At 72.1% G+C, this 24,169-nt stretch carries 26 protein-coding genes and 1 tRNA gene; 14 read left to right on the top strand and 13 right to left on the bottom strand.

Annotated elements, in window-relative coordinates:
* Nucleotides 1-68: 68 nt before the first annotated feature.
* Both CPZ01_RS03040 and CPZ01_RS03035 read left to right on the top strand, forming a co-directional pair.
* Nucleotides 69-1,085 carry an AI-2E family transporter gene (locus tag CPZ01_RS03040; RefSeq protein WP_096393374.1) on the top strand — a complete coding sequence of 339 codons (1,017 nt, stop codon included), beginning with the start codon at nucleotides 69-71 and terminating at the stop codon, nucleotides 1,083-1,085.
* 33 nt (nucleotides 1,086-1,118) lie between these two features.
* On the top strand, nucleotides 1,119-1,631 hold the full coding sequence (locus CPZ01_RS03035; RefSeq protein ID WP_096393373.1) for a TspO/MBR family protein: 513 nt from the start codon (nucleotides 1,119-1,121) through the stop codon (nucleotides 1,629-1,631).
* 5 nt (nucleotides 1,632-1,636) lie between these two features.
* Here CPZ01_RS03035 and CPZ01_RS03030 read toward each other — a convergent pair whose 3' ends face one another.
* Nucleotides 1,637-2,275 (bottom strand): GNAT family N-acetyltransferase, encoded by a 639-nt coding sequence (locus CPZ01_RS03030; protein ID WP_096393372.1) that lies wholly within the window; start codon nucleotides 2,273-2,275, stop codon nucleotides 1,637-1,639.
* 70 nt (nucleotides 2,276-2,345) lie between these two features.
* On the opposite strand from CPZ01_RS03030, the gene CPZ01_RS03025 reads away from it, so the two are divergent.
* Nucleotides 2,346-2,921, top strand: coding sequence for a class I SAM-dependent methyltransferase (locus CPZ01_RS03025; RefSeq protein WP_096393371.1), 576 nt, complete (start codon nucleotides 2,346-2,348; stop codon nucleotides 2,919-2,921).
* 391 nt (nucleotides 2,922-3,312) lie between these two features.
* On the opposite strand, the gene CPZ01_RS03020 is transcribed toward CPZ01_RS03025, so the two are convergent.
* Complete coding sequence (locus tag CPZ01_RS03020; protein WP_096393370.1) at nucleotides 3,313-4,788, bottom strand: ATP-binding protein; 1,476 nt, start codon at nucleotides 4,786-4,788, stop codon at nucleotides 3,313-3,315.
* Nucleotides 4,789-4,985: 197 nt separating this feature from the next.
* On the opposite strand from CPZ01_RS03020, the gene idi reads away from it, so the two are divergent.
* The 6 genes from idi (at nucleotide 4,986) to CPZ01_RS02990 (ending at nucleotide 9,401) form a co-directional block, all read left to right on the top strand.
* Nucleotides 4,986-5,600 carry an isopentenyl-diphosphate Delta-isomerase gene (idi, locus tag CPZ01_RS03015; RefSeq protein ID WP_096393369.1) on the top strand — a complete coding sequence of 205 codons (615 nt, stop codon included), beginning with the start codon at nucleotides 4,986-4,988 and terminating at the stop codon, nucleotides 5,598-5,600.
* Between the two features lie 102 nt (nucleotides 5,601-5,702).
* Nucleotides 5,703-6,458: a DUF2064 domain-containing protein gene (locus CPZ01_RS03010; protein WP_096393368.1), complete on the top strand. Its 756-nt coding sequence runs from the start codon at nucleotides 5,703-5,705 to the stop codon at nucleotides 6,456-6,458.
* 78 nt (nucleotides 6,459-6,536) lie between these two features.
* A tRNA-Ser gene (locus tag CPZ01_RS03005) sits at nucleotides 6,537-6,620 on the top strand.
* Between the two features lie 279 nt (nucleotides 6,621-6,899).
* A complete protein-coding gene (gene sod / locus CPZ01_RS03000) occupies nucleotides 6,900-7,499 on the top strand; it encodes a superoxide dismutase (RefSeq protein WP_096393367.1) in 600 nt (199 codons plus the stop codon).
* Nucleotides 7,500-8,175: 676 nt separating this feature from the next.
* Nucleotides 8,176-8,490: a DUF5827 family protein gene (locus CPZ01_RS02995; protein WP_096393366.1), complete on the top strand. Its 315-nt coding sequence runs from the start codon at nucleotides 8,176-8,178 to the stop codon at nucleotides 8,488-8,490.
* Nucleotides 8,487-9,401 carry an ATPase gene (locus CPZ01_RS02990; protein WP_096393365.1) on the top strand — a complete coding sequence of 305 codons (915 nt, stop codon included), beginning with the start codon at nucleotides 8,487-8,489 and terminating at the stop codon, nucleotides 9,399-9,401. The genes CPZ01_RS02995 and CPZ01_RS02990 overlap by 4 nt, the downstream gene beginning before the upstream one ends.
* 26 nt (nucleotides 9,402-9,427) lie before the next feature.
* On the opposite strand, the gene CPZ01_RS02985 is transcribed toward CPZ01_RS02990, so the two are convergent.
* From CPZ01_RS02985 to CPZ01_RS02975, 3 genes are all read right to left on the bottom strand, one after another.
* Nucleotides 9,428-9,910: a hypothetical protein gene (locus tag CPZ01_RS02985; protein ID WP_096393364.1), complete on the bottom strand. Its 483-nt coding sequence runs from the start codon at nucleotides 9,908-9,910 to the stop codon at nucleotides 9,428-9,430.
* A gap of 66 nt (nucleotides 9,911-9,976) precedes the next feature.
* A complete protein-coding gene (locus CPZ01_RS02980) occupies nucleotides 9,977-10,324 on the bottom strand; it encodes a 4a-hydroxytetrahydrobiopterin dehydratase (RefSeq protein WP_096393363.1) in 348 nt (115 codons plus the stop codon).
* A gap of 77 nt (nucleotides 10,325-10,401) precedes the next feature.
* The gene (locus tag CPZ01_RS02975; protein WP_096393362.1) at nucleotides 10,402-10,866 is read right to left on the bottom strand and encodes a DUF7124 domain-containing protein; all 465 of its coding nucleotides are present in this window, start codon (nucleotides 10,864-10,866) and stop codon (nucleotides 10,402-10,404) included.
* Nucleotides 10,867-10,943: 77 nt separating this feature from the next.
* On the opposite strand from CPZ01_RS02975, the gene CPZ01_RS02970 reads away from it, so the two are divergent.
* Entirely contained in the window at nucleotides 10,944-11,771 is an 828-nt protein-coding gene (locus CPZ01_RS02970; RefSeq protein ID WP_096393361.1) for a BtpA/SgcQ family protein, read from the top strand.
* Between the two features lie 29 nt (nucleotides 11,772-11,800).
* On the opposite strand, the gene CPZ01_RS02965 is transcribed toward CPZ01_RS02970, so the two are convergent.
* The 5 genes from CPZ01_RS02965 to CPZ01_RS15330 all read right to left on the bottom strand — a co-directional run bounded on the left by CPZ01_RS02965 (nucleotide 11,801) and on the right by CPZ01_RS15330 (nucleotide 14,885).
* A complete protein-coding gene (locus CPZ01_RS02965; RefSeq protein WP_096396108.1) occupies nucleotides 11,801-12,919 on the bottom strand; it encodes a carbohydrate kinase family protein in 1,119 nt (372 codons plus the stop codon).
* Between the two features lie 68 nt (nucleotides 12,920-12,987).
* Nucleotides 12,988-13,509, bottom strand: coding sequence for a nucleoside deaminase (locus CPZ01_RS02960; protein WP_096393360.1), 522 nt, complete (start codon nucleotides 13,507-13,509; stop codon nucleotides 12,988-12,990).
* Between the two features lie 24 nt (nucleotides 13,510-13,533).
* Complete coding sequence (locus tag CPZ01_RS02955) at nucleotides 13,534-13,908, bottom strand: hypothetical protein (protein WP_096393359.1); 375 nt, start codon at nucleotides 13,906-13,908, stop codon at nucleotides 13,534-13,536.
* Nucleotides 13,909-13,926: 18 nt separating this feature from the next.
* The gene (locus CPZ01_RS02950) at nucleotides 13,927-14,676 is read right to left on the bottom strand and encodes a hypothetical protein (protein WP_096393358.1); all 750 of its coding nucleotides are present in this window, start codon (nucleotides 14,674-14,676) and stop codon (nucleotides 13,927-13,929) included.
* 32 nt (nucleotides 14,677-14,708) lie between these two features.
* Entirely contained in the window at nucleotides 14,709-14,885 is a 177-nt protein-coding gene (locus CPZ01_RS15330; RefSeq protein WP_172863923.1) for a hypothetical protein, read from the bottom strand.
* Between the two features lie 131 nt (nucleotides 14,886-15,016).
* Between CPZ01_RS15330 and CPZ01_RS02945 the strand changes: the two genes are divergently transcribed.
* The 4 genes from CPZ01_RS02945 (at nucleotide 15,017) to CPZ01_RS02925 (ending at nucleotide 20,835) form a co-directional block, all read left to right on the top strand.
* On the top strand, nucleotides 15,017-15,970 hold the full coding sequence (locus tag CPZ01_RS02945; protein WP_096393357.1) for a cell division protein CdpA domain-containing protein: 954 nt from the start codon (nucleotides 15,017-15,019) through the stop codon (nucleotides 15,968-15,970).
* 571 nt (nucleotides 15,971-16,541) lie between these two features.
* Nucleotides 16,542-17,468, top strand: a complete 927-nt coding sequence (locus tag CPZ01_RS02935; protein WP_096393355.1) for a CehA/McbA family metallohydrolase — start codon at nucleotides 16,542-16,544, stop codon at nucleotides 17,466-17,468.
* 68 nt (nucleotides 17,469-17,536) lie between these two features.
* Complete coding sequence (locus CPZ01_RS02930; RefSeq protein ID WP_096393354.1) at nucleotides 17,537-18,826, top strand: molybdopterin molybdotransferase MoeA; 1,290 nt, start codon at nucleotides 17,537-17,539, stop codon at nucleotides 18,824-18,826.
* Nucleotides 18,823-20,835 (top strand): molybdopterin biosynthesis protein, encoded by a 2,013-nt coding sequence (locus tag CPZ01_RS02925; RefSeq protein WP_096393353.1) that lies wholly within the window; start codon nucleotides 18,823-18,825, stop codon nucleotides 20,833-20,835. The genes CPZ01_RS02930 and CPZ01_RS02925 overlap by 4 nt, the downstream gene beginning before the upstream one ends.
* Here CPZ01_RS02925 and CPZ01_RS02920 read toward each other — a convergent pair.
* From CPZ01_RS02920 to CPZ01_RS02910, 3 genes are all read right to left on the bottom strand, one after another.
* Nucleotides 20,805-21,302: a PaaI family thioesterase gene (locus CPZ01_RS02920; RefSeq protein WP_096393352.1), complete on the bottom strand. Its 498-nt coding sequence runs from the start codon at nucleotides 21,300-21,302 to the stop codon at nucleotides 20,805-20,807. The two genes, CPZ01_RS02925 and CPZ01_RS02920, sit on opposite strands and share 31 nt — an antisense overlap.
* A gap of 75 nt (nucleotides 21,303-21,377) precedes the next feature.
* Entirely contained in the window at nucleotides 21,378-22,370 is a 993-nt protein-coding gene (locus CPZ01_RS02915; RefSeq protein WP_096393351.1) for a hypothetical protein, read from the bottom strand.
* Nucleotides 22,367-24,043 (bottom strand): sensor histidine kinase, encoded by a 1,677-nt coding sequence (locus tag CPZ01_RS02910; RefSeq protein ID WP_096393350.1) that lies wholly within the window; start codon nucleotides 24,041-24,043, stop codon nucleotides 22,367-22,369. The genes CPZ01_RS02915 and CPZ01_RS02910 overlap by 4 nt, the downstream gene beginning before the upstream one ends.
* Between the last annotated feature and the right edge of the window lie 126 nt (nucleotides 24,044-24,169).

The following is a 24,169-nucleotide window of genomic DNA, read 5'->3' as shown; positions in this document are numbered from 1 at the left end:
CGGCAGCCGCGTCGGCGATTAGGGTGGCCCGCCGCCCACTTTATACTCCGCCGGGGAGACGGGGACCCATGAACCGCGGGCAATCGTTCCTGCTCCTCCTCATGGGGTCGGTGGCGCTTCTGACTCTCTTCGTCATCCTGCCGTTCGTCGAGTACGTGATCGCCTCGGCGATCCTCGCCTTCATCCTCTACCCGTTCCACCGGCGGCTCACCCGCTGGCTCCGGAAGCGCGTCTCGAACCGGTTCGGCCAGATGCTGTCGGCGCTGATCCTCATCCTCTCTTCGATCGTCGCCGTCATCCTCCCGCTCGCGTACATCACGTGGGTGTTCGTCCGCGACCTCACCGCGATCGCGGCCGGCGAAACGGGGATAGACGTCGCCGCCATCGAGGCCGAGATCGCGGCGATCACGGGACAGGACCCGGAGGTCGGCGACCTCCTCCAGACCGCCGGCGAGATCCTCGTGCAGACGCTTTTCGGCGGGTTCAGCGGCGTGTTGAACACGGCGATCCGGGCGTCGGTCGGGCTGTCGCTCGCGCTGTTTCTGGTGTACTACACGCTCATCGACGGGCCGGCGTTCGTCGAGTGGATCCGGGCGACGAGCCCGCTGCCGTCCGACGTGACCGCCGACCTCGTCGACCGCGTCGACGTGATGACCCGCGGCGTCGTCATCGGCCACATCTCGGTCGCGCTCCTCCAGGCGCTGGTCGCGGGGTTCGGGCTGTGGGCCGCCGGGATCCCGAACGTGGTGTTCTGGACGTTCGTGATGGCGGTGTTGGCGCTGTTGCCGCTCATCGGCGCCTTCTTCGTGTGGGGGCCGGCGGCCGCGTACCTCGTGGTCGTCGACCAGGTGACCGCCGGGATCTTCCTCGCCGTCTACGGCGTGGCGGTGATCGCGATGGTCGATAACTACGCCCGCCCGCTCGTCATCGACCAGCAGGCGCACCTGAACCCGGCAATCATCCTGCTGGGCGTGTTCGGCGGCATCTACTCGGTCGGGTTCACCGGCCTCTTCGTCGGCCCCATCGTGATCGGCGTGCTCGCGGCCACGCTGGAGACGTTCCGCGAGGACTACGACGCGATCTGACGGATTTAACACCGCTCCTCGCGAACGAGACCCATGGCGACGACCGCGACCTCCCGACTCCTCGACCGCCGGGACGCCCTCCTCATCGCCGGCGCGGCGATCGCGGTCAACCTGATCGGCGCGCTCGGCGTCCCCTTCACGACCACCCAGAGCGCCTGGTTCGCGTCGCTGGAACTGCCCTCCTTCTACCCGCCGGGGTGGGCGTTCGGCGTCGTCTGGCCGATCCTGTACGCGTTACTCGGTGCGGCGGCCGCCCTCGTCTACCTCGCCGGCCGCGACGGGGGAGCGTCGGCGGGACGCGTCCGGACCGCGCTCGCGCTGTTCGGCGTTCAGCTCGCCGTCAACGTCGCGTGGTCGCCGGTCTTCTGGGGGCTCGAACGCCCCGACCTCGGGCTCGCCGTCCTCGTCGTCCTCCTCCCCTTGGTCGTCGCGACGATCCGGGCCTTCGACCGCGTCGACCGCCGCGCCGCGGCGCTGCTCGTCCCCTACCTCGCGTGGGTCTGCTTCGCGACCGCGCTCAACTACGCGATCTGGACGCTCAACTAAGCGGCTCAACCGGACCCGTCTTCGCTCCCCGCCGCGTCGCCGACCGACGGCGGCCCGCGCTCCAGCCGCTCGGCGACGAAGCGGCGCTCCGCCCGGCTCAGTTCCCCGTCGGTCTCGCGGAACGCCGCCAGTCCCTCGCGGTACCGCTCCGGGTCCGCGTCGGCGGGCGTCGCCGCGGGGCGCTCCAGTTCGAGCTCGGCGATCCCCGTGCGCTCGCCGGTGTACGCGAAGCCGCACTTGTGGCACGCCTCGTACGCGAACGGGTTGTTCACGGCGATCTTCACGCGCTCGAAGCCCGCGACGGCGAGGTCGGCGACCGTCTCGCCGATCAGCCGCGGGCCGATCCCCTCCCCGCGCCGCGCGGCGTGGACCGTGACGTACCGCAGCCGACAGCAGGCCGGGTCGGTCCGGTCGGGCGAGAAGGAGACGGCCGCGATCACGTCCTCGTCGAACGCGTCGGGGTCGACCGTGTCCGGCAGCGGCTCGGCCGGCTCCCAGTCCGGCGCGGCCGGGCGCCCGTCCGGCGTCCGGATCACCGACTTCCCCGGCGCGCCGACGACGAACTTGCCGGCGTACGCGAACGCCCGGTAGTCGAGGCGGAGGGTCTCCCCCTCGTCGGGCGGACACACGAGCGCGTACTCCATGGGCGGCGTACGTCGGCGAGAAGGTAAATAGGGCGGTGGCTCTTTATCGCTCGCGGCGCTCGTCTCCTCCATGTACGGAGTCGGGGACGTCGACTTTTTCGACCGGGTGGCGCCGCTGTACGACCTCGCGATGCCGCCGGCGGACGGCGAGGCGCTGGCGGCCGGCCTCGACCACGCCGCGCGGCCGATCGAGCGCCTCCTCGACGTCGGCGGCGGCACGGGGCGCGCGGCGGCCGCGCTGACCGGTCCGGAGATCACGGTCGTCGACGCCTCCGTCGGGATGCTCTCGCGGGCGCGTCGCGGCCGCGGGCTCGCGGGGCTCGCGGCCGACGCGGGACGGCTTCCGTTCCGCGACGCGAGCGTCGACGCGGTGACGGTCGTCGACGCGTTCCACCACCTCCCGGACCAGGACGCCGCGCTCGCGGAGGTGGCGCGCGTGCTCGCGCCCGGCGGCGCGCTCGTCGTCCGCGATTTTAATCCGGACCACCCGCTCGGGCGACTGCTGGTCGCCGGCGAACACGCGATCGGGATGGACTCGCAGTTCCGAGCGCCCGCTGATCTCGCGGCCGCGATGGACGACGCCGGGCTCGACCCGCGGATCGTCGACCGCGGGTTCGGCTACACGGTCGTGGGCGTTCGACGGTGATCGGTCGGTACAGAGAAAGAGACAGCCGATCTGCGGTACCGTGGCGCGTGCCTGCGAGGCCGCCTTGCGGCCGAGCAGCACCGCGCGAGGGAGTCAGTCGCCGGAGCGAAGCGGAGGCGACTGACGAGGCTGGGGAGGGGTGAGGTGCTGGGCGGAGCGGTGCGGGGTGGGATCCGAAGGGGCAGCCGCGAGGCGGGCGTAGACGACGCAAGGACCGCAGGAACGAGCGGAGCGAGTGACGAGGACCACAGCGAGTGTACGCCCGCCTCGCGGCTGGGGCTTCGGCGGTGTTCGTGTCGATCGGCCGCTTATAAATAGAGCTGTATTGCCGAGCGGCTGGGGCTTCGGCGGTGTTCGTGTCGATCGATGTCGAGGAATTTGGTCGTTTGCCTCAGTCCTGCGTCCGTCCCTGCGGTTCGGCGCCGCGGGTCGGGTCCGGGGAGTCCTCGTCGTGGCCACCCTCTCCGCCGTGGTCGTGGTCGCTGTGATCGTGATCGCCGTGGTCGTGACCACCTTCCTCGCCGTGGTCGTGGGCGTCGTTCGACCCCGTCTCGCCGAGGACCTCGGCGCCCTCCCCGTCGATCATGTCCATGTTCTTGAGGTTGTCGCGCTCCTCGAAGTCCTCGACGGCCTCCATCACGTCCGCCTGCGTGATCGTCATCCGGTCCTCGGTGAGGGCGCCGAGGACGGCCTCCCGGAGCACCATCCGGAGGTCGGAGCCGGTGAGCCCGCTGGTCCGGTCGGCGACCTCCTCGGGGTCGAAGTCGGCGATCTTCATCTCCTTGGTCACCACGCGGAGGATGTCCGCGCGCATGTCGCGGTCCGGCTTGGGGAAGTTGACGATCTCGTCGAACCGGCGCCACGCGGCGGCGTCGAGCTGGTCCGGGTGGTTCGTCGCGCCGATGAGGAGGACCTCGTCGCGCACGAGCGACACCTCGTCGATCGACTTCAGCAGGGTGTTGACCGCGCGCTTCAGGGCTGCGTGCTCGTCCGAGCGGCGGGTCTTCGCCACCGAGTCGAACTCGTCGATGAAGAGGATACACGGCGAGAGCCGCTTCGCGACCTCGAAGCTCTTCTCGACGTTCTTCGACGTCTCGCCGAGGTACTGGCTCGTGATCATCGAGAGCTTCACCTCGACGAACGGGAGCCCGAGCTCGTGGGCGAGCGCGCGCGACACGGTCGTCTTCCCGGTCCCGGGCGGGCCGACGAACAGCAGCTTGCCGATCTCGCGGAGGCCGATCTCCGCGAGGTACTCGCGGTGTTCGATCGCCTTGACGATCTTCTGGATCTCGCCCTCTTGGTCGCCGGTCAGCACGAGGTCGGCCAGCGTCGTCTCGATCTCCTCGGGGGCGCGGACGTTGACGAGGTCGAGCATCTCGCCGTCCTCGTCCTCGTCGAAGTACTCGGAGAGCAGCGCGTCGATCCAGACGCGGTCGGCCTGGACCGGCCGCACGTCGTCTCGGGCCTCCTCGCGGGTCACCGGCGCCGTCAGGTCCTCCGCGGCCTCCATCGCGGCGACGAGCGTCGGGTTCCCGGCGATCCGGTCGTCGCCCGCGCGGTCGCGGTACCACTCCAGCCCCATCGCCGGCTGGGTCAGAGAGATCTCGCCGGAGAACTCCGTGCGTTGGGTGAAGAGGAGGTCGGAGACCGCGTCCCACGGCCGCTCGACGCCGGTGGCGGTGCGGGTGGTCTCGTCGGTCGCCTTGAGCGGTCGCTCCACGCCGCCGGGGGCGTCGTCGGCGGCGTCGGCCGACCAGAACACCTGCCGGAATCGGGGCGGCAGGTCGTTCTCGTCGAGGTCGCGGTCCTGCGTGTAGAAGTGCGTCGTCAACACGAACTCGACGACGTCGAGCGCCGGGTCACTCATCCGCGCGAAGTAGCGCCGGGACGCGGTTAAGAGCGTCGAAGCACGGGCGGTGCGGGCGGACCGGCGACCGGCGCCAACGGACGCGCCGTCGGGGCGCGCGAACGGGAGCGTCGGCGGTGACGGACGGGAGCGTCGGCGGGGGTGTGAACGGACGCCGTATCGAACCCTTATTAGCCCTGGTCCGCGACGTATCGCGCATGAGTTCCGAAGACGCGGCCGCACCGGGGGACGCCGCCGGCGACGGCGCGAGCGAGACGGGCGACGCGAGCGACACGGACCACGAGAACGCGCTTCAGGACGTCATCGCCGTCGACCCCGACGACGTCGCGCAGGGCACGGTGAACCGGCTCGACGCGCACACCGGCGACGGGATCCGCCACCGCGCGTTCACCTGCCTCGTCTTCGACACCGACGGCCGGATCCTGCTGGCCCAGCGCGCGCCGACCAAGCGCCTGTGGGACGGCCACTGGGACGGCACGGTCGCCTCTCACCCCGTCGAGGGGCAGTCCCAGGAGGAGGCCACCGAGCAGCGCCTCGAAGAGGAGCTCGGCATCTCGCCGGACCAGTACGACGACCTCCGCGTGACGGACAAGTTCGAGTACAAGCGCTACTACCCCAACGAGGGCGTCGAGTGGGAGGTGTGCGCGGTGCTGAAGGTCACCCTCGACGACACCTCGCTCGACCCGGACGAGGAGGAGATCGGCGGCATGCTGTGGGCCGACTACGACCACCTCCACGAGAACCCCGCGCTGTACCGGCAGCTCCGCCTCTGCCCGTGGTTCGAGATCGCGATGCGGCGCGACTTCTCCTGAGCGGTCGAACCGGCGCACCCCGGCCGAGCAGGTCCGTGCCGCCGTCGGTCTCCCTCCGAACCGAAGCAGCGAGTTGAAGGCGCTCCCGCGCCGCGTTCCGGTATGACCGTCGTCGCCCTGCTGGCGAACCCGCCCCGCGAGGGGCTCGTCGGAACCGCGATCGCCGAGTCGACGCCGCTGTCGCCCGCCGAGGCGGCCGACCTCTACGAGGCGCAGTTCCGCGACGCCGTCCTCGCGGTCGAGCGCTCGGGCGGCGAGCTCCTCGTCAACTATCCCGACGAGGAGGACCTCCCCGCCGAGTACCGGACCGAGACGAGCCCGGAGGCGGAGCTGCGGACGCTGGTCGCGGACACCCTCGGCGGCACCGACGAGGTCCGCTTCGAGCGGCAGGTCGGCTCCTCGTTCGGCGCGCGCGCCGGCAACACCGTCACGCACCTGCTGCGCGAGGAGGGCGCCGACTCCGTCGCGGTCGTCACCCCCACCGCGCCGCTGCTCTCGCGGACGATCGTCGACTCCGCGGCGATGAAGCTGCGGACGACCGAGGTCGTCCTCGGGCCCTCGTCGAACGGCCGGGCGTACTACGCGGGCTTCACCGAGCCGATCGACTTCGACGGCGCGTTCGAGGCGCCCGCGCTGCCGACGCTCGCGGAGCGCGGGCGCGACGCTGACCGCTCGGTCGACTTCGTCGAGCCGTCGCCCTCGCTGGAGACCGGCGAGGACCTGCTCGACGTGGTGCCGAACCTCCGGGCGCGGTTCGCCGCCGAGCGCGTGGTGCCGGACTACACGGCCGCGTTCGTCCACGAGAAGGGACTGGACGTGGTCGTCGAAGACGGGGAGCAGCGGCTGGTTCGAGACTGATCGGTCGGTGCCGGGCGGTGCGGTCGAGTTCGTCGGATCCGACACCACTTAGTCGACCGACGCCGAGCGGTGACGTGTGGTGGGATGGCAGAGTGGCCCATTGCGCCTGCCTTGAAAGCAGGTAGCCTCACGGCTTCCTGGGTTCGAATCCCAGTCCCACCGCTTCTCCGCGAACGCTGGTGAGCGGAGAGCGGTAGCTGTGATTCGAATCAGGGAGCGACCCGAATCTTGATCGGTCGCGAAACCGAATGTGGTTATCAGTACGTGGCGTCCGTCGATTTCGGTCGGCACCGCGATCGGTCGGGTTCGAGGCCCGAACCGCAACACCACCGGTGACGGTCGCGTACACCCGATAACACTCGCGTCCGGTGACCCGTGGTAGCGCGTGCCGCATTATCTTTAACAGCGTTCCGACACATGTTCGTGGTAGGTGATACAAGCATGAGCTACGAACTCGATCCGCTGCCGTACGACTACGACGCGCTTGAGCCGCACATCTCCGAGCAGGTGCTCGAATGGCATCACGACACCCACCACCAGGGGTACGTCAACGGCTGGAACTCGGCCGAAGAGACGCTCGAAGAGAACCGTGAGAACCACGACTTCTCTTCGTCGGCCGGCGCCATCCGCAACGTGACCCACAACTCCTCGGGCCACATCCTCCACGACCTGTTCTGGCAGAACATGTCGCCGGAGGGCGGCGACGAGCCCGAGGGCGCGCTCGCGGACCGCATCGAGGAGGACTTCGGCTCGTACGAGGCCTGGAAGGGCGAGTTCGAAGCCGCTGCGGGCAACGCGAGCGGCTGGGCGCTGCTGGTGTACGACACGTTCTCGAACCAGCTCCGCAACGTCGTGGTCGACAAGCACGACCAGGGCGCGATCTGGGGCGGCCACCCGATCCTCGCGCTGGACGTCTGGGAGCACTCCTACTACCACGACTACGGCCCGGCCCGCGGCGAGTTCGTCGACAACTTCTTCGAGGTCGTCGACTGGCAGGAGCCGTCGTCCCGCTACGAGCAGGCCGTCGAGCTGTTCGAGTAAGCGCGTCCCTCGGGACGCGTTACGCGCGTCGAGATCCGGGTTTTTTCGCAGGACGCCACGCGGTTAGTGACTGCTCCGTTCAGGCTGATTGATTTATAAACGGTTCCCGATGGGTCAGCGGTGAACATCTCCACATCTCCGCCCGTCTACTCATAAACGATCGACTACGGACCGGCGGAATACACCGCCAAATCCCCAGCCGCTCGTTTATAAATAGTTGACTGCGGACCGGCGGAGAACACCTCCAAAGCCCCAGCCGCTCGTTTATAAATAGTTGATTGCTGATTGGCGGAACACACCTCCAAAGCCCCAGCCGCGAGGGCGGCGTACACTCGCTGCGCTCCTCGCTCAGTCGCTGACGCTCCTTCGCTGCGGTGCTTGCGTCGTCATCAGAACGCGAAGCGTTCTGATTGGCTCACGAGAGCTCCGCTCTCGTGAACGCCTACGCCGCCCTCGCGACTGCCCCTTTGAGTCCCACCCCGCACCGCTCCGCACGGCACCTCTCACCTCCCCAGCCTCGTCGCGGCCGCTTAAAAGCGGCCGCGACTCCCTCGCGCGTGCGGTTCGCGGCCTGCTGGCCGCTCACCGGCACGCGCCACCGCGTCGTACTGAGTGTCGTTAACTCAATTCGGTCCGTATCGGCAGCGTTTACGGACGCGGTCGCGTAGCCTCGCGCATGCCCGAACCGAAGTCGGCGTTCGACGCCACCTACCCGTGCGACTTCTACGAGCCCGCGGAGCTGTTCGAACCGGATCAGATGTACACCATCCCCGAGATCGGTCGCCTGCTTCAGGGGTTAGAGCCGGACGCCGAGGTCGACCCCGACACCGAGGCCGTCCTCGTCGACTGGGCGGTCCCGTGGGTGATGGTCCACGCCGAGGAGATGGTCGTCGCCGAGCCGCTGAGCGAGGACGGCCCGGGGTACTACGGGCTCGCGGAGCACGCCGCTCCGGACGACAGCGAGGCGACCGACGCCGACGAGTCCGCGTGACCGGGGACGCCTCCGATCCGCCGGTCTACCTCGTCGCCGGCGGCGCGCGCGTCGACGCCGGGAAGACCACCTTCTCCGCGGGGCTGGTCGCACACCTCGCCGAGCAGGCGGGCGACGCGGTCGGCGTCAAGCCCCGCGCGGGCAACGACTTCTGGTTCGACCACGACGACTACCGGGTCGCGACGGACGCGGGCCGGCTGTACGGGAAGGACGCACGCACGCTCGCGGCCGCGAACACCCGCGTGCTGGCGACGGTCGACGACGAGTCCCCGTCGCCCTCGGCGGTCACGCCCGAGTCGATCAACCCCGTTCACCGGCTCTGGAAGCCGACGCCCGGCCGGACCGGAATGCTCGGCGACGCCGACCGCACCTTCCTCTGCGACCGCGTGACGACCGACTCCGGCACGCGGTTCGTCGTCAACGGCGCGGCCGAGGAGGCTGGACTGCTCCCGAGCGAACTGACCGAGCGCCTCCCGCTCGCGGACGCGACTCGCGTGAGCGACGTCCCCGAGTTCAACGAGGTGATGGCCGAGGCGCACCTCCCCGCGATCGAACGGCTCGCGGGACGGGTCGCGCGCACCCCGGTCCCGCGAGTCGTCGAGTCGTACGCCGACGTCGCCGGGACGCTCCCCCGCGACGGGCCGGTCGCGCCGGACGCCGTCGCCGTCGTCGACCCCGGCCGCGCGCGGATCTACGCGGGCGACCGCTACGCGAAGGCCCGGGCCGTCGCCGCCGGGAGCCCGCGCGAGGGGTCCCGCGAGGAGCACGTCGACGCGGTGACGGAGATGATCGAACCGCTCGCGACCGAACCGTTGCCGGCGCTGTCCGGCGAGGTTCGCGGCGCTCCCGATCGCGTGGCGGCGGCGTACGAACCCGCGTACGTGTCGCTCGTCGGCGCGGTCGAGAACTGAAAAAGCGCCGCGCGCGGCCGCCGAACTCAGGCGTTTCGCTTCGTGTAGTGTTCCAGCGCGGACTCGATCGACGAGAGGTCCGTGTTCACCCGACTGTCCGCGACGCGCATGAAGCCGGGCGTGTACGACGACGAGTAATCGAAGATGCGGTTGACGGCGCGCTTGGGCGCGGAGACGGCGCTGAAGTCGGTGACCGTGTACACCCGCGTGGTCGGGAACGCGGTCCAGAACGTGCCGCTCGCCCAGCGGTCGTCGTCCGCGAACGCCTCGCCGACGCGGCCGGTCGCGACGTACTCGTCGTCCGCGTAGAACAGCAGGAGGTCGCCCGCCGCCATCTTCTCGAACGTCGAGCCGTTGCCGCTGTCGTCGTCGACGGCCCACAGGCGGGCCTCGTCGAGGTCCGCGAGTGGCTCCGGGCGGTCCGGGTAGTCGGTGAGGTCGACGGGGGACCGGACCGTTCGGTCGAAGTTCTCCGGGTCTATCGGGACCAGGAAGACGTTCTCGCTCATTACCCGTCGTTTCGCCGGCAGAGGTTTAAAGCCGTTCGTTGATGCGTCAGGTCGAGCCCCCTCCGGTCACGCGTCGTAGTCGGCGTACAGGCGGTCCATCCGCGCCGCCATCACGAAGTCGGCGCGCGTCAGGCCGCCGACCTCGTGGCTCCACATCTCGACCCCGACCTCGCCCCACGACAGCGCGATGTCCGGGTGGTGCCACTCCTGCTCGGCGAGCTCGCCCACGTCGTTCGTGAACGCCAGCGCGGTCTCGAAGTCGGGGAACTCGTAGCTCGCCTCCAAGTGGTGGTCGTCGACGACTTCCCACGCGTCGCCCAGGTCGTCGAGGTAGTCGGCGCACTCGTCGGCGTCGAGCGGCTCCGCGTCGTCGCCGGCCGGTTCGACAGGCTCGTCCGCGAGCGGTGAGGACATACCCCACTTTGGGCGACGAGCGGTTTGTACCTTCCGCGGGCGGACCCCGCCGCTCCCGACGAGCGAGAGTCCGGAGCTCACCGGAGCCGCGAGAGCGCGTCGCGGACCGTCCGGCGGAGCCGGGCGAGTCGTCCGTCGTCGCCCTCCGCGTCAGGCTCCGCCGCTCCCGGCTCCGAGAGCTCCCAGCCGGCCTTCTCGGCGGCCTCGTCGACCCGCAGGAACTCGTAGCCGGTCTCGGTCGCGACGCGCTCGTCCGCGCGGGTGGTGCCGACGAACACGTACCGCGGGGCGGCGCTCTCCTCGCGGACGTCCGCGAGCGTCCCCCACTTGTCCCAGCTCGTGAGCGCGTAGTCGTTGTCGACCCCGTGGTCGCGGGCGAACGCCGCGACCTGATCCGCCTCGTTCGCGACGATGCCGACGTGGCGGCTCCACCGGCGCGCGTCGGCGAACGCCGCGGCCGGGTCAGCGAGCGACCGCGCGGCGCCGAGCGAGAAGACGAGCGTCACGTCGCCGTCGCCGGGCTCCGTGGCGTCGATTCCCATCTCGGTCGGAGCAACGCGCCGGGGGCGCCTAAACGCTGTGGGGAGGCTTATGTCGGGCCGTCTCCTCGGCCCCATCGATGGAGTTCGAGTCCACCTTCGGCACGGCCGCGCCGCTGCTCGGCATGGTCCACCTCCCGCCGCTCCCCGGGGCCCCGCGAGCGCCCGACGACGGGCGCGAGGCGATGCGCGCGGCGGTCGACCGGGCCGCGAGCGACGCGCGGGCGCTCGACCGCGGCGGCGTCGACGGGATCGTGATCGAGAACTTCGGCGACGCGCCGTTCTACCCCGACGAGGTCCCGCCCCACGTCGTCGCGGGCGTGACGCGCGCCGCGACCGCGGTCGCCGACGAGACGGACCTCCCGCTCGGGATCAACGTCCTCAGAAACGACGCCGAGGCCGCGCTCTCGGTCGCCGCCGCGGTCGGCGCCGACTTCGTCCGCGTGAACGTCCACACCGGCGCCCGGGTGACCGACCAGGGGATCGTCCAAGGGCGCGCCCACGAGACGCTCCGCCTCCGCGACCGCCTCGGCGTCGACGTCGGCGTCTTCGCCGACACCGACGTGAAACACTCCGCGCCGCTGACCCCGGCGGGATACACCGCCGAGTCGTTCGCAGACACGGCCGAGCGCGGCCTCGCCGACGCCGTCATCGCCTCCGGACCCGGGACCGGCGAGGCGGTCGACGCGGACGCGCTGGAAGCGGTCGTCGCCGAGCGCGACCGCCACGGCCTCGACACGCCCGTCCTCGTCGGCAGCGGCGTCACGCCGGAGACGGTCGCCGACCTGCTCGGCGTCGCGGATGGCGCCATCGTCGGCACCGCGCTCAAGGACGGCGGCGAGACGACGGCCCCGGTCGACGCCGACCGCGTTGCGGACCTCGTCGCGGCCGCCGACGCGGTGCGGTGACCTCGTCGGCTCCGTTCCGTTCGTCGATTTCAGTCGGTCCCGAACCCGCGCTCCGCGAGGAACGACTCGACCTCGCACCGCGTCGGGAGCCCCGGCTGCGTGAACCGGCTCGTACAGTTGATCGCCGCGACCGCGGCCGCGAACCTGACGCCGGAGGCGACCTCGTCGCGGCCGCCGTCGCGGTCGCCGTCGCCGTCCGGCTCCCCGGACGCCTCCGGTGACCGTCCCGCGATCCACCGGTCGATCAGCCCGGCGGTGAACGCGTCGCCGGCGCCGGTCGCGTCGACCGTCTCGACGTCGAACGCGTCGAACTCGGTCGCCTCGCCGCCGGCGACCGCCGTCATCCCGTCCGCGCCGTGCGTGAGGACGGCGCGAGGCCACGTCGGCCCGCGTCGCGACCGCGATGCGGACGCCGCGTCGGATCCCGCGTCGGACGCGACCGCTCGGCGCTGCGCGTCCGCGATCCGCCCGACCGCCGCCTTCGCCGAGCCGAAGAACGCCGGGGCGGCGACCCCGTCGGCGACGAACAGGTCGGCCCGGTGGAGGAACCGGTGGATCGTCGCCGGTTCCGTCCCGCGTCCGACCAGCTCCTCGACGGACCCGGAGAGGTCGAAGATCAGCGCGGGCGGGGTTGCGCCCGAGTCGGCCGCGCTCTCCCGGAGCGACTCGACGCGGTCGAGCACCCGCCGCGCCGCGCGGTCGGGGGCGTAGGCGGTGAGGAAGACGGCGTCGGCGTCGGCCATCGCCGCGAGCGCGTCGTCGCCGAGCCGGAGGCCGCGGAAGCTCTCGCCCGCGGTGACGATGGCGCGCTCCCCGTCGGGGTCGCGGAGGATGAGCGAGCGCGTGTGGGGGTCGTCGCCGACCGCGACGTGGGTCCCGTCGACGCCGGTCTCGTCGAGGTACGCCAGCGCGCGCCGGCCGTACTCGTCGTCGCCGACGCGGCTGACGAGGCCGGCGTCGCGCCCGAGGCGGTCGAGCGCGACCGCGACGTTCGCGCCGACGCCGCCGAACGCGGAGGTCACCTCGTGAGCGAACGCGCCGCCGTCCGGCTCGGGGAGGTTGCTGATCGCGTACCACTCGTCGATGGCCGCGGCGCCGACGGAGAGGACCGCGGGGGTGCCGTCGTCGCGGATGCCGTCGCCGCGGATACCGTCGTCGGGCTCCGCCTCGGCCCCGGCGTCGGGCCCCGATCCTGACCTGGTGTTCGATCCGGTCGTCACGGCTCGCGGAAGAAGTCGTCGTGGACCGCCATCGCGGCGTCGACGGCGATCGGGCCCTCGACGGTCGTGTCGCCGTCGGCGCGCCGGATCACCTCTTCGAGGGGGATCGGCACCACGTCGCCGGAGAGTTCGCCGAGCGTCTCGCCGTCGACGCCGAAGACGACCCGCCCGATCCCCGCGTAGTGGATCGCGGTCGCGCACATCGGACACGGCTCCGTGCTGGCGTACATCGTACAGTCCGCGAGCTCGTCGGCGTCGAGTTCGCGCGCGGCCCAGCGCGCGAGCGTCAGCTCGGGGTGCGCCGCCACGTCGCCCTCGGTCCGCGTCTCGTTGCGCGCCTCGCCGACGACCTCGCCGTCGACGACGAGCAGCGCGCCGAACGGCGTGTTGCCGGCCTCCACCGCCTCCTCGGAGAGCCTGATGGTTCGCTCCACGTACTCCCGATCGGTCGGGTCCTCGGGGAGGTCCTCGAGGTCCTGAAACTCGCCGGCGCCGCCGGGCGCGTCCGCGTCTGTCATACTCCCTTGTTCGCCTCCGGGCACCTAACGGTTGGTACCGTCGTCGCCGGACGACTTCGGGCGGTCGTCGTCCGGCGGCCGCGTGCGGTCGTCGTCTGACGCTCCCGCGGGGTTCCCGTCGTCTTTCTCCTGCGAGTCGGCCGTCTCGTGCGACCTCCGGACGTCGCGGAGCGCGTCGACCGCGTCGTCGGTGGCGGTCGCGGTTCGCGTCTCGGTGGCGGCCGCGGGGTCGAGCCCGTCGGGCTCGTCGCCGTCGGTCGTGTCCCCGCCCGGTTCGTCGGCGTCGCCTGCGTCAGCCTCGCCGCCCGGTTCGCCGGCCTCGCCGCCCGGTTCGGCCGCGTCGTCCGCCTCGTCGTCCGCGCCGAAGAGCCACGCGCGGACCGCGTCGATGAATCCCATGGGTCTGTGTGGTCGTCGTCAGTAGTTCTTGAACAGCAGCGCGCGCACGTCGTCTTTCGTCCGCGCCGTCTCGACGCCCCCGTCCGGGAGGTCGACCTCGTACCGCGCGTCGCCGTCCGCCTCCCGCCACTTGTCGCCGTGGGTGTCGAGGAGGCTCATCATCGCGTCCAGCTGGCCGGCGCCGCCGTCGTCGCTTCCGGTAGTGTCCCCACCGGTGTCACCTTCGCTCGCTTCGTCCTCGACCGAGTCGTCTTCGTTGGCGGCGTCGTCTCCGACCGGCTCATTCGCGGACTCGGCCGCGTCGAGGTCGACGTCGACGCGCGCGAACGGGTCGGCGGCCAGCGCCTCGGCGGCGTCGAGGATCGCGTCGACGAGCTCGTCTTTCGTCATCTCGCTGCGCCCGGTGACGTCGAACGCGGCGGCGACGTCGGACAGGTCCATCGGGTCGTCCGGGTCGGGGTCGCCGTGCCGTCTGTTCCGCGCCGCGAGGAGTTCGCGGGCGCGGTCGCGGTCGAACGGGGCCGCGTCGGCCGCCGCCGCGCCGGCCGCCGCCGCGTCGCCCACGGCGTCGGTCGTCTCGTCGCCGCCGTCGCTCGCCGGCGCCGCGACGCGGTCGGGGTCGTCGACGGCGTCCGCGAGGTCGAGCAGGTACGCGAGCGCGTCCTCGCGGTCGACGGAGGCGTACGGGCCCGCGTGGGCCGCGGCCAGCTCCTCGCGGAGCGCTTCGATCCGGTCCGCGTGGTCGTCGGTGATGTCGAGCGTTGGCATGGTGTGGATCGGGGGGGCTGTGCCTCGGGCGGCTACCGGTTCTCCTCGAAGCGCGCGAGCGCGTCCGCCCAGCTCTCGGCGAACTCCGGCTCGCCGGAGTGGTCGGCCTCGACGTCGGCGTAGCCGCAGTCGTCGCAGGCGACGGCGGTGGCGGCCCCGAGCGACAGCGACGACAGCTCGGCGCCGCAGCGGGGGCACTCGTGCGACACGGATTCTCGCGTGGAACCTCGTCGCCCGCGGTGAAAAACGCACGGGTCGGGTGAGCAGTTCGGTCGCGAACGGCGTGCCCCGACCGCGCGGCCGGGGTAACAGTCATTACACTCGGCGGAAACGTTCGGATATGAGCGAAGCGGACGCCGAGAACGTCCTCATCGAGTACTACCGTCGCTACGTCGGCGACCCGGACCGGACGATCGACGTGTACGCCGGCTTCGGGCTGTTCTTCGCCGGCATCGCGCTCGGAGTGATCGGGGTCGTCGTGTTCCTCTACAGCGCGACGCTCGACCCGACCGCGCTCTCGACGTACGCGGTCCAAGAGGTCGCCGCGGTCGCGGGCGCGGTCGGCCTCCCGGCGCTGCTTTTCGGCATCGTCGTCCTCCTGCCGGTGGACCGGCGGATGCTGTACCTCGCGGGCGCCGGGATCGCGGTCACGCTCGTCGGGACGGGCGCGTTCACCTGGGCGTACCCGCACAACTGGAACGTCGTCGTCAACCCCGACTACAGCGCGCAGATCGTCGCCCTGTACACGCTCGGGCTGGTGGCGGTCATCGGCGCGACCGGCGGCGCCCTGGTCGCCCACCGGGTCGAGCGCGCGACGGGCGGCGCGGTCGCGAGCGGCGCGGCGGGCGGTACGGGCACCGGAGGCGGCGCCGCGGACGCGGGGGGCGCGTCGGGTTCGGGAGCGTCGGGGGCCGGCGGCGAGGAGGTCACCGAGGAGTCGGTCCGCGCGGACATCGAGCGCGAGCTGGAGGACGCGGAGCTGACGTGGGGCGGCGTCGAGCGCTCCGAGACGCGCCGGCTGGAGCTGAACACGAGCGCGGTCGACGAGGCCGACGTCGATACCGAGAAGCTCGCCGGGTCCGCGACCGAGACGCGGACGACCTCCGGCACAGTCAACGACGCGGTGTCGGAGTTAAAAGGTCTCCAGGGCGGTGAGGCGAAGACCGATAGCGGGCAGGGCACCGACGACCAGGCCGCGAAGCTCCGCGAGCTTCGCGAACAGCAGCGGAAGGAGGCCGAGTCGGAGGACGAGGACGGCTCGGTCGTCGACAAGATCAAGGGACTGTTCGGCTGAATCGGCCGTGGCTCCATTCGCTTATAAATAGCCGATGACGGGTCGGCGGATTACACCGCCACCGCCTCAGTCGCTCACTTATAAATGGCTGACTACGGATCGACGGCGAACACCGCCAAATGCCCAGTTGCTCGCTTATAAATGGCTGACAACGGATCGACGGCGAACACTTCCAAATGCCCAGTTGCTCGCTTATAAATGGCTGACAACGGATCGACGGCGAACACTTCCAAAGCCCCAGTCGCGAGGCGGGCGCACGCTCGCTGCGCGCTTCGGTCGCTCACTCCGTTCGCTCCCTCCAGTGCTTACGTCGCCTGCGCCCGCCTCGCGACTGCCCCTTTGAGTCCCACCCCGCACCGCTCCGCACAGCACCTCACGCCTCCCCAGCCTCGTCAGTCGCCGTCGCTCCGCTCCGGCGACTGACTCCCTCGCGCGACGCTGCTCGGCCGCGGGGCGGCCTCGCAGGCGCGCGCCACCGCCTGTTATTTATAAGCGGTCGCGAATCGATTTCCCGACTTGTCCGACGGCCGTCGCTCGCCCATTTATATATCTCCCGCCGCGTAGTTCGGGCGTGTCCCGCGTCACCGTCAGCATCGACCCGCACGTCCACTCCGAGGGGAGCTACGACGGCCACGAGCCGGTCGAGCTGATTCTCGAACACGCGGCCGAGATCGGGCTCGACGCGGTCGTCATCACCGACCACGACGTGATCCGGGAGTCGAAGCGAGCGGCCGAGATCGCGCCCGAGTACGGGCTGATCGGCATCCCCGGCGTGGAGGTGTCGACCGCGCACGGCCACCTGCTGGCGATCGGCGTCGAGCGGATGCCGCCCCGCGGCCGCCCCTACGCCGAGACGGTCAGCTGGATCCGCGACCGCGGCGGGGTCGCCGTCGTCCCGCACCCGTTCCAGCGCTCGCGCCACGGCGTCCGCCAGCGCAACATCCCGACGCCCGGGCCGGACGCGGACGCGGACGAGCCCGTCGCGGCGGACGGCGCCCCCGAAGCCGGAGAGGTCGAAACGGACCCGGACCCGAATCCGGACCCCGCCGCGCCGGTCGCCGAAGTCGACGCGATCGAGGTGTTCAACGCGTGGCTGTTCACGGGGTACCGGAACCGTCGCGCGCGGCGCTTCGCTGCCGAACACGGCTACCCCGGAATCGCCGCGAGCGACGCGCACCACCTCCAGTACGTCGGCCGGGCGTTCACGGAGCTGACGGTCGAGGGCGCCGAGTCCGTTCATGAGGTCACCGCCGACGACGTGCTGGCGGCGATCCGCCGCGGCACGACGACCGTCGAGGGGCGCCGCGCGCCGATCCGGATGGCCGCGAAACACTACGTCGGCGCGGCCGGGCGCCGGTCTGCGTACTACGCGCGAACCGGCGCGGCCCGCGGCGCGCGAGCCACCAAGCGGACCGCGGTCGACGGCGCCGTCGCCGCGAAGGTCGCCGCGCTTCAGTCGGTTCACCGCACCCGGCGGCTCCTCTCCTGGTTCGCCTGAGGAACCGAGACCGAGGCGCGGCGCCCGCGGAGAACGGGGTTTTTGCCCGCGGCCGCGAATGGATTCCCATGAGCCACGACAGACGCGAGTCCGGGTTCAAGCGGCGGACCCGGGTCGCGGACGCGAGGGCGACGCTGCTCGACGCCGTCACGCCCCACGACCGGACGGAGTCGGTCCCGGTCGAGGCGGCGGACGGCCGCGTCGTCGCCGAACCGATCGACGCGCCCGCGCCGGTGCCGGGGTACGATCGCGCCGCGATGGACGGGTACGCGGTCCGCGCCAGCGACACCTTCGGCGCGGGCGACCGCTCGCCCGCGGTCCTCGCGGCGAAGTCCGCCGAGGCCGAGGCCGACGCGGTCACGCCCGGCGAGGCCGCCCGCGTCCACACCGGCAGCGCGGTGCCCGAGGGCGCGGACGCGGTCGTGATGATCGAACAAGTCGAGGAGGTCGGCGACGAGGTGGAGGTGTTCGACGCGGTCGCGACCGGCGAGAACGTCGGCGAGGCCGGCGAGGACGTCGCCGACGGCCAGCGGCTGTACGAGCCCGGCCACGTCCTGCGCCCCTCCGACCTCGGGCTCCTGCGCTCGGTCGGCCTCGACCGCGTCTCGGTCCGCGAGCCGCCCGAGGTCGCCGTCATTCCGACCGGCGAGGAGTTAGTCGAGTCCGACCCCGGCCCGGGCGAGGTGATCGAGACGAACGGGCTCACGGTCTCGCGGCTCGTCGAGCGCTGGGGCGGCGAGGCGCGCTACCGCGACGTGGTCACCGACGACCCGGAGGCGCTCCGGGAGGCGGTCGCGGCCGACCTCGACGCCGACGTGGTCGTCACCACCGGCGGCTCCTCGGTGGGCGAGCGGGACTTGATCCCCGAGGTCGTCGACGGCCTCGGCGAGGTGCTGGTCCACGGCGTCGCCCTGAAGCCCGGCCACCCGGTCTGCCTCGGGGCGGCCGAGGGGACGCCGATCGTCTCGCTCCCGGGCTATCCGGTCGCGTGTATCGTCAACGCGGCGCAGTTCCTCCGGCCCGCCCTGAAACGCGCGGCCGGGACCGACGCCGAGCCGTTCCCGACGCGGCGCGCGACGCTCGCCCGGAAGGTCGCGAGCGAGCCCGGCGTGCGGACGTTCGCGCGGGTGACGCTCTCGGAGTCGGACGACGAAACCGACGGGGAAGCCGACGAGAGCGACGGAGACGACGACGAGAGCGCCGACGCGCTCCCGACCGCGACGCCGACGCGCGCGAGCGGCTCCGGTATCCTCTCAAGCGTCGCGCTCGCCGACGGCTGGGTCGTCGTCCCCGAGCCGCGGGAGGGACTCGACGCGGGCGAGGCGGTCGACGTCGAACTCTGGGAGGTGACCGAATGAGCGACCGCAAGGAGTTCCGCGACCTCGCGACGCCGGAGGCCGCGCGAGAAGCGATCGCGTCGCTCGACCTCTCGCCGGCGCCCGAGACGGTCCCGCTGCGGGAGGCCCGCGGGCGCGTCCTCGCCGAGCGGATCGACGCCGCCATCGACGTGCCCGGCTTCGACCGCGCCTCGATGGACGGCTACGCGGTTCGGGCCCGCGACACCTTCGGCGCGGACGAGGCCGACCCCGCCGAGCTCGACCTCGTCGGCGCGGTCCACGCGGGCGCGGCGCCAGACGTGACGGTCGAACCGGGCACCTGCGCCGAGATATCGACGGGCGCGGTGATGCCCGACGGCGCGGACGCGGTCGTGATGGTCGAGCGGACGGACGAGGTCGGCGAGGGCCACGGCGACACTGAGGGCTCCCCGCGGATCGCGTTCCGAACCTCGGTCGCGCCGGGCGACAACGTGATGACCGCGGGGACGGACATCGCGGCCGGCGCCCGCGCGCTCGGTCCGGGAACGCGGCTGACGCCCCGCGAGATCGGCCTGCTTTCGGCGCTCGGCGTCGACGAGGTCCCGGTCGAGGGGCGCCCGCGCGTCGGCATCGTCTCGACGGGCGACGAGCTCGTGCGGCCGGGCGACGAACTCGACCCGGACCGCGGCGAGATATACGACGTGAACTCGACGACGATCGCGGCCGGCGTCGAGGAGGCGGGCGGCGAGCCGGTGCTGTACCCGCACGCCGGCGACGACTACGAGGAGATGGAACGCCTGCTCCGCCGGGCGGCCGACGAGTGCGACCTCGTTCTCTCCTCGGGGTCGACCTCGGCGAGCGCGGTCGACGTCATCTACCGCGTGATAGAGGCGCGCGGCGAACTGCTCCTCCACGGTGTCGCCGTCAAGCCCGGCAAGCCGATGCTCGTCGGGCGGCTGGACCGTACCGAAGAGGCGGACGACTCCCGTGGGAGCGAGTCCGCATACATCGGCCTTCCCGGCTACCCGGTGTCGGCGCTCACCATCTTCCGGACGTTCGTCGCGCCCGCGATCCGCGAGGCCGCCGGGCAGCCCGAGCCGGCGACGGCGACCGTCGAGGGCCGGATGGGCGTCGAGGAGCGGTACGCCGAGGGCCGCCTCCGGCTGATGCCGGTCGGCCTGCTCGACCTCGACGAGGCCGCGACGGAGGGGGGCGACGACCGCCCGCTCGTCTACCCGGTCGACAAGGGGTCGGGCGCGACCACGAGCCTCGTCGAGGCGGACGGCGTCGTCGCGGTCGACCCTGACACGGAGTACCTCGACGTCGGCGAGACGGTCTCCGTCGACCTGTTCTCGCCGGACGTGCGCCCGCCGACCCTGCTCGGCGTCGGCGAGGACGACCCCGCGCTCAACCGCCTGCTCGACCGGCTCGACAACCCCCGCTACCTCGCCGTCGGCTCGCGCGAGGGGCTCCGCCGACTCCGCGACGGCGTCCCCGACGTGGCGGTGACCGCGGGGCCGACCGACCGCGACGTCGACGCCGCGGAACTCGGCGGCTGGACCCGCGAGTGGGGGCTCGCCGTTCCGTCGGGTAACCCCGAGGGGATCGAGGGGCTCGGGGACCTCGTCGACCGCGACCTCCGGTTCCGGAACCGTCCGACCGTCTCGGGGCTCCGGCGCAGCCTCGACGCCGCGCTCGACGACCGCGCGGACGGGCGCGACGCCGACCGCCGCGAACTTGCCGAGGAGATCGACGGCTACGAGCGGACCGCGAAGGGGTTCGAGAGCCCGGTCCGCGCGGTCGTCGCCGGCGACGCCGACGCCGGGCTCGGCCTCCGCGAGACGGCCGAGCGGCTCGGCTGCGGGTTCGTTCCGCTCGGCGAGCAGTCGGTCGTCGTGCGGGCGGCCACCGACCGCATCGACCGCGGGCCGGTCGCGGCGCTGGCGGCGGCACTGGACGGTCGAGACGGGGGCGGCGACGACGAGGCCGCCCTCGACGCGATCCTCGCCGGCCTCCCGGGCTACTCGCGGAACAGCCGGAACGACCCCTGACCGACGACGACCTCCGAGCGGTCGCCGTCGCTCTCGTCGTCTCCCGGGGCCCCTTCGCCACCGTTCCCGGCGGTGGTGACGGTCATCTCGCTGACGCCGATCGAGCCGCCGGCCCGCACCACCTCGGCCTCCGCGCGGAGGTCGCCGTTCGCGGGGCGGAGGTAGTTCGCGTTGAGGTTCACCGTCGCGACGCCGCCGTCGAGCGGGTCCTCGAACGTCGTGCGCTGGGCGACGCCGCCGGCCGTGTCGATCAGCGTCGCCGCGACGCCGCCGTGGATCGTCCGGCCGTCGGCGTTGGTGAGCTTCTCGTCGAAGGGGATCGAGAGGACGACGCGGCCGCGCTCGATCGTCTCCACCCTCGTGTTCAGCCACGAGAGGTAGCCGTGATCGTCCTCCAGCTTCCGCCTGACGAACTCCGTCGCCCCGTCGGGGAGCGGATCCATCGCCGCGATCTCCGTGCGGTCCATGTTCCGGGGAATATCCCGGGACGGTTTGTACCCCCCGGAAACGCGAGACAACCGGCCGCCGATTGACGATCTCGCTCACCCGACGCCGAGCCGGATCGGGTCGTCGCTCGGGACGACGTCGACCCTCACCGACTCGCCGATTGCGAACTCACGTTCGGGACAGACGACCTTGACCCCGAACCGGTCCCCACGCGCCGCGAACAGCGACAGGCCGGTCACGCGCTCGCCGTTCGCGAGGACGTCGACCGGCGCCCACTCGACACCGGGCGCTCCGGCGTCCGTGTCGCTGGCTCGGACCGTTCCGATCTCGGTCTCGAAGAGCGACAGCGTCGTCCCGTCCGCCGCGCGCGCCGCGTCGCCCGATACGCGCTTCCGACCCTCTGCCTCGAACGTCCCGCCGCCCGCGTAGTGCGTCAGCCCGCCGTCGAGGGGGACTCCCTCGTCGCTCGCGAGCGCAGCGAACGACGGGCCAGAACCGGACCGACCCGAGCCCGCGCGGCGCGGGCCGTCGAGAACGACGTGGGTCGGACCCCGCTCGACGACGGTCCCGGTCCCGTCCCACGCGACCGGTTCGACGGGCGCGTCGACGTCGACCGGGAGCGACCCGCTCGCGCGGAGGGGATTCGCGTTCGGCGGGCGGAACCCGAGGTGGACGTGGTCGTCGACCCACTGGCCGAAGAAGCCGGAGCGGGTCGTCGGGCCGAGCGCGTCGCCGACGGCGACCCGGTCGCCCGGTTTCACCTCGGGGATCACGTGGAGGATCCGCGCGACGGTGCCGGCGGGGGCGCCGGCGCACCACTCGCCGTCGAGGTCGACGACGATCAGGTGGTCCTCGGCGGCCGCGTACGGACGGTCGGGGCAGCCGACGGTCCGGACCTCGCGGACGACCCCGGCGACCGGGGAGTGCCCGACGCCGTCGCCGGGGTACAGGTCGACCGCCCGCCCGCGGTCGTGGGCGGGGTACGGGGAGTTGAACCGCGAGAACTTCTCGTAGTGTTCGACGACGTCGGCGGGGAGCGCGACGGTCGCGTTCGACGGGTCGAGCCCCTCGGTCCGCGGTTCGGTCACGACTCCGCCGCCTCCATCCCCTCGATCACGAAGCGCGCGCCGCCGGCGTCGGACTCGGCGACCGAGAGCGACCACCCGTGCGCCTCGACGATGTCGCCGACGATGGCGAGCCCCAGCCCCGTGCCGCCGCCGAGCGACACGCCGCGCTCGGTGACGCGCTCGCGCTCGTCGGCCGGGATCCCGGGGCCGTCGTCGCCGACCGCGAGCGAGACGGCGTCGCCGTCCGTCGAGACCGTGACGGTGACGGCGACGTCCTCGCCCGCGTGATCGACCGCGTTGCGGAACAGGTTCGAGACCAGCTGTTCGAGGCGGTCGCGGTCGGCCAGCGCGGTCGCGTCGCCCTCGACGGTCAGCGTCGCCTCCGCGGTCTCCAGCCGGGACCAGACCCGTCTGACCGTGCCGTCCAGCGAGACGCGGTCGAGGTCGTCGACCGTCTCCCCCGCCGTCGCCAGCGCGAGCAGCCCCTCGATCATGTCGTCCATCCGCTCGTGGGCGTTCGCCGCCCGCTCTAGGGCGCCGTCCGGGTCGTCGCCGCGCTGGCGGGCCAGTTCGACGGCCGCCGAGGCGGCGGCGAGGGGGTTCCGGAGGTCGTGCGAGACCACGCCGGCGAACTCCTCGAGCCGCTCGTTCTGCCGTTCGAGCTCGGCCTCCCGGCGCTCGAGCTCGGTCTGCCGCCGCTCGCGCGCTGTGACGTCGCGCAGCAGGAAGACGTGCCCGCGGTCGGTCCCGCGGGGGTCGGTTATCGGGTTCTCCTGGATGTCGAACCGGCGGTCGCCGATGGCGATCGGGTGTTCGTCGCCGACCTCCAGGCGCGGGAACGCCTCCGACAGCGACGAGCCGACCGCGTCCGGCGGGAGGATCGCCTCGGCGGCGGGATTGAGGTCGCGGATGCGGCCGTCGGAACCGGAGACGATGACGGGGTCTTGCATCACCTCGACGGCGGTGTCGCGCGCGACGACCGCGGCGTCGAGCGTGCCGAGCCAGAAGACGGTGCCGTAGAGGAACACGCCGTGGATCACGAACGCGGTCGGCAGCCACGAGAGGTGCGCGTAGCTCCCGACGTCGACGAAGGTTGCGATGCCAGCCAGGAACGGGAACAGCGTGCCGAGCAGCACGACGAACGTCTGGAGGCGGTAGCGGTTCCCGGTCCGCTCGTAGAGGTCGACGACGAGGAGCGCGCCGGCGATACACAGCCCGTACGCGAGGAGGACGAACGCGCCCCCGACGGGGCCGAGCCCGTACCCGAGCAGCGTGAACGGGCCGTCGACGACGGGGGCGATCGAGCGCCGGGCCAGCCCGTGGGTGCCGCTCGACCACGCGAGGAGGACCCAGACGAACGCCGGGGTCGAGAGCGCGACGATCCGGTTCTCCGTCCGCCAGCGGTCGTGCCCGGTGAACGCGAAGGCGAAGAGGATCCAGAGGACGGGTAACGCGCCCATGAGCGGCGTCGCCAGGTTGAGCGCGACCGTCATCGCGACCTCGCCGGGCGCGGCGACGCGGAGCGCGTACAGGAGGGAGACGCCGCCGCCGCACAGCAGGTAGAGGGCGACCTCGATCCCGCCGGGCTCGTCGCGCTCGCGCCACGCGACCCGGCCGAGCCAGAGCCCGATGCCTCCCGCCAGCAGGCAGGCGGTCAGGTACGCTTGGACCGGCAGCGCGCCGAGGTCGCTCATCGATACCTGAACCACTTCCAGGGTCGACAAAACTGTTGTGTCACGCGCCGGCCGGCGGGCCGCCTCGTCTCCGGGGCTCGCAGCGCGCCGACGGGCGACCGCTCCCGACGCAAAGGGCTTGTACGC

Origin of the sequence: Halorubrum trapanicum (assembly GCF_002355655.1) — an archaeon.
In the GTDB taxonomy this organism is placed as follows: Archaea; Halobacteriota; Halobacteria; order Halobacteriales; family Haloferacaceae; genus Halorubrum; species Halorubrum trapanicum_A.
The sequence above is the reverse complement of the archived record's forward strand: the minus strand, read 5'-3'. Positions and strand labels throughout refer to the sequence as shown.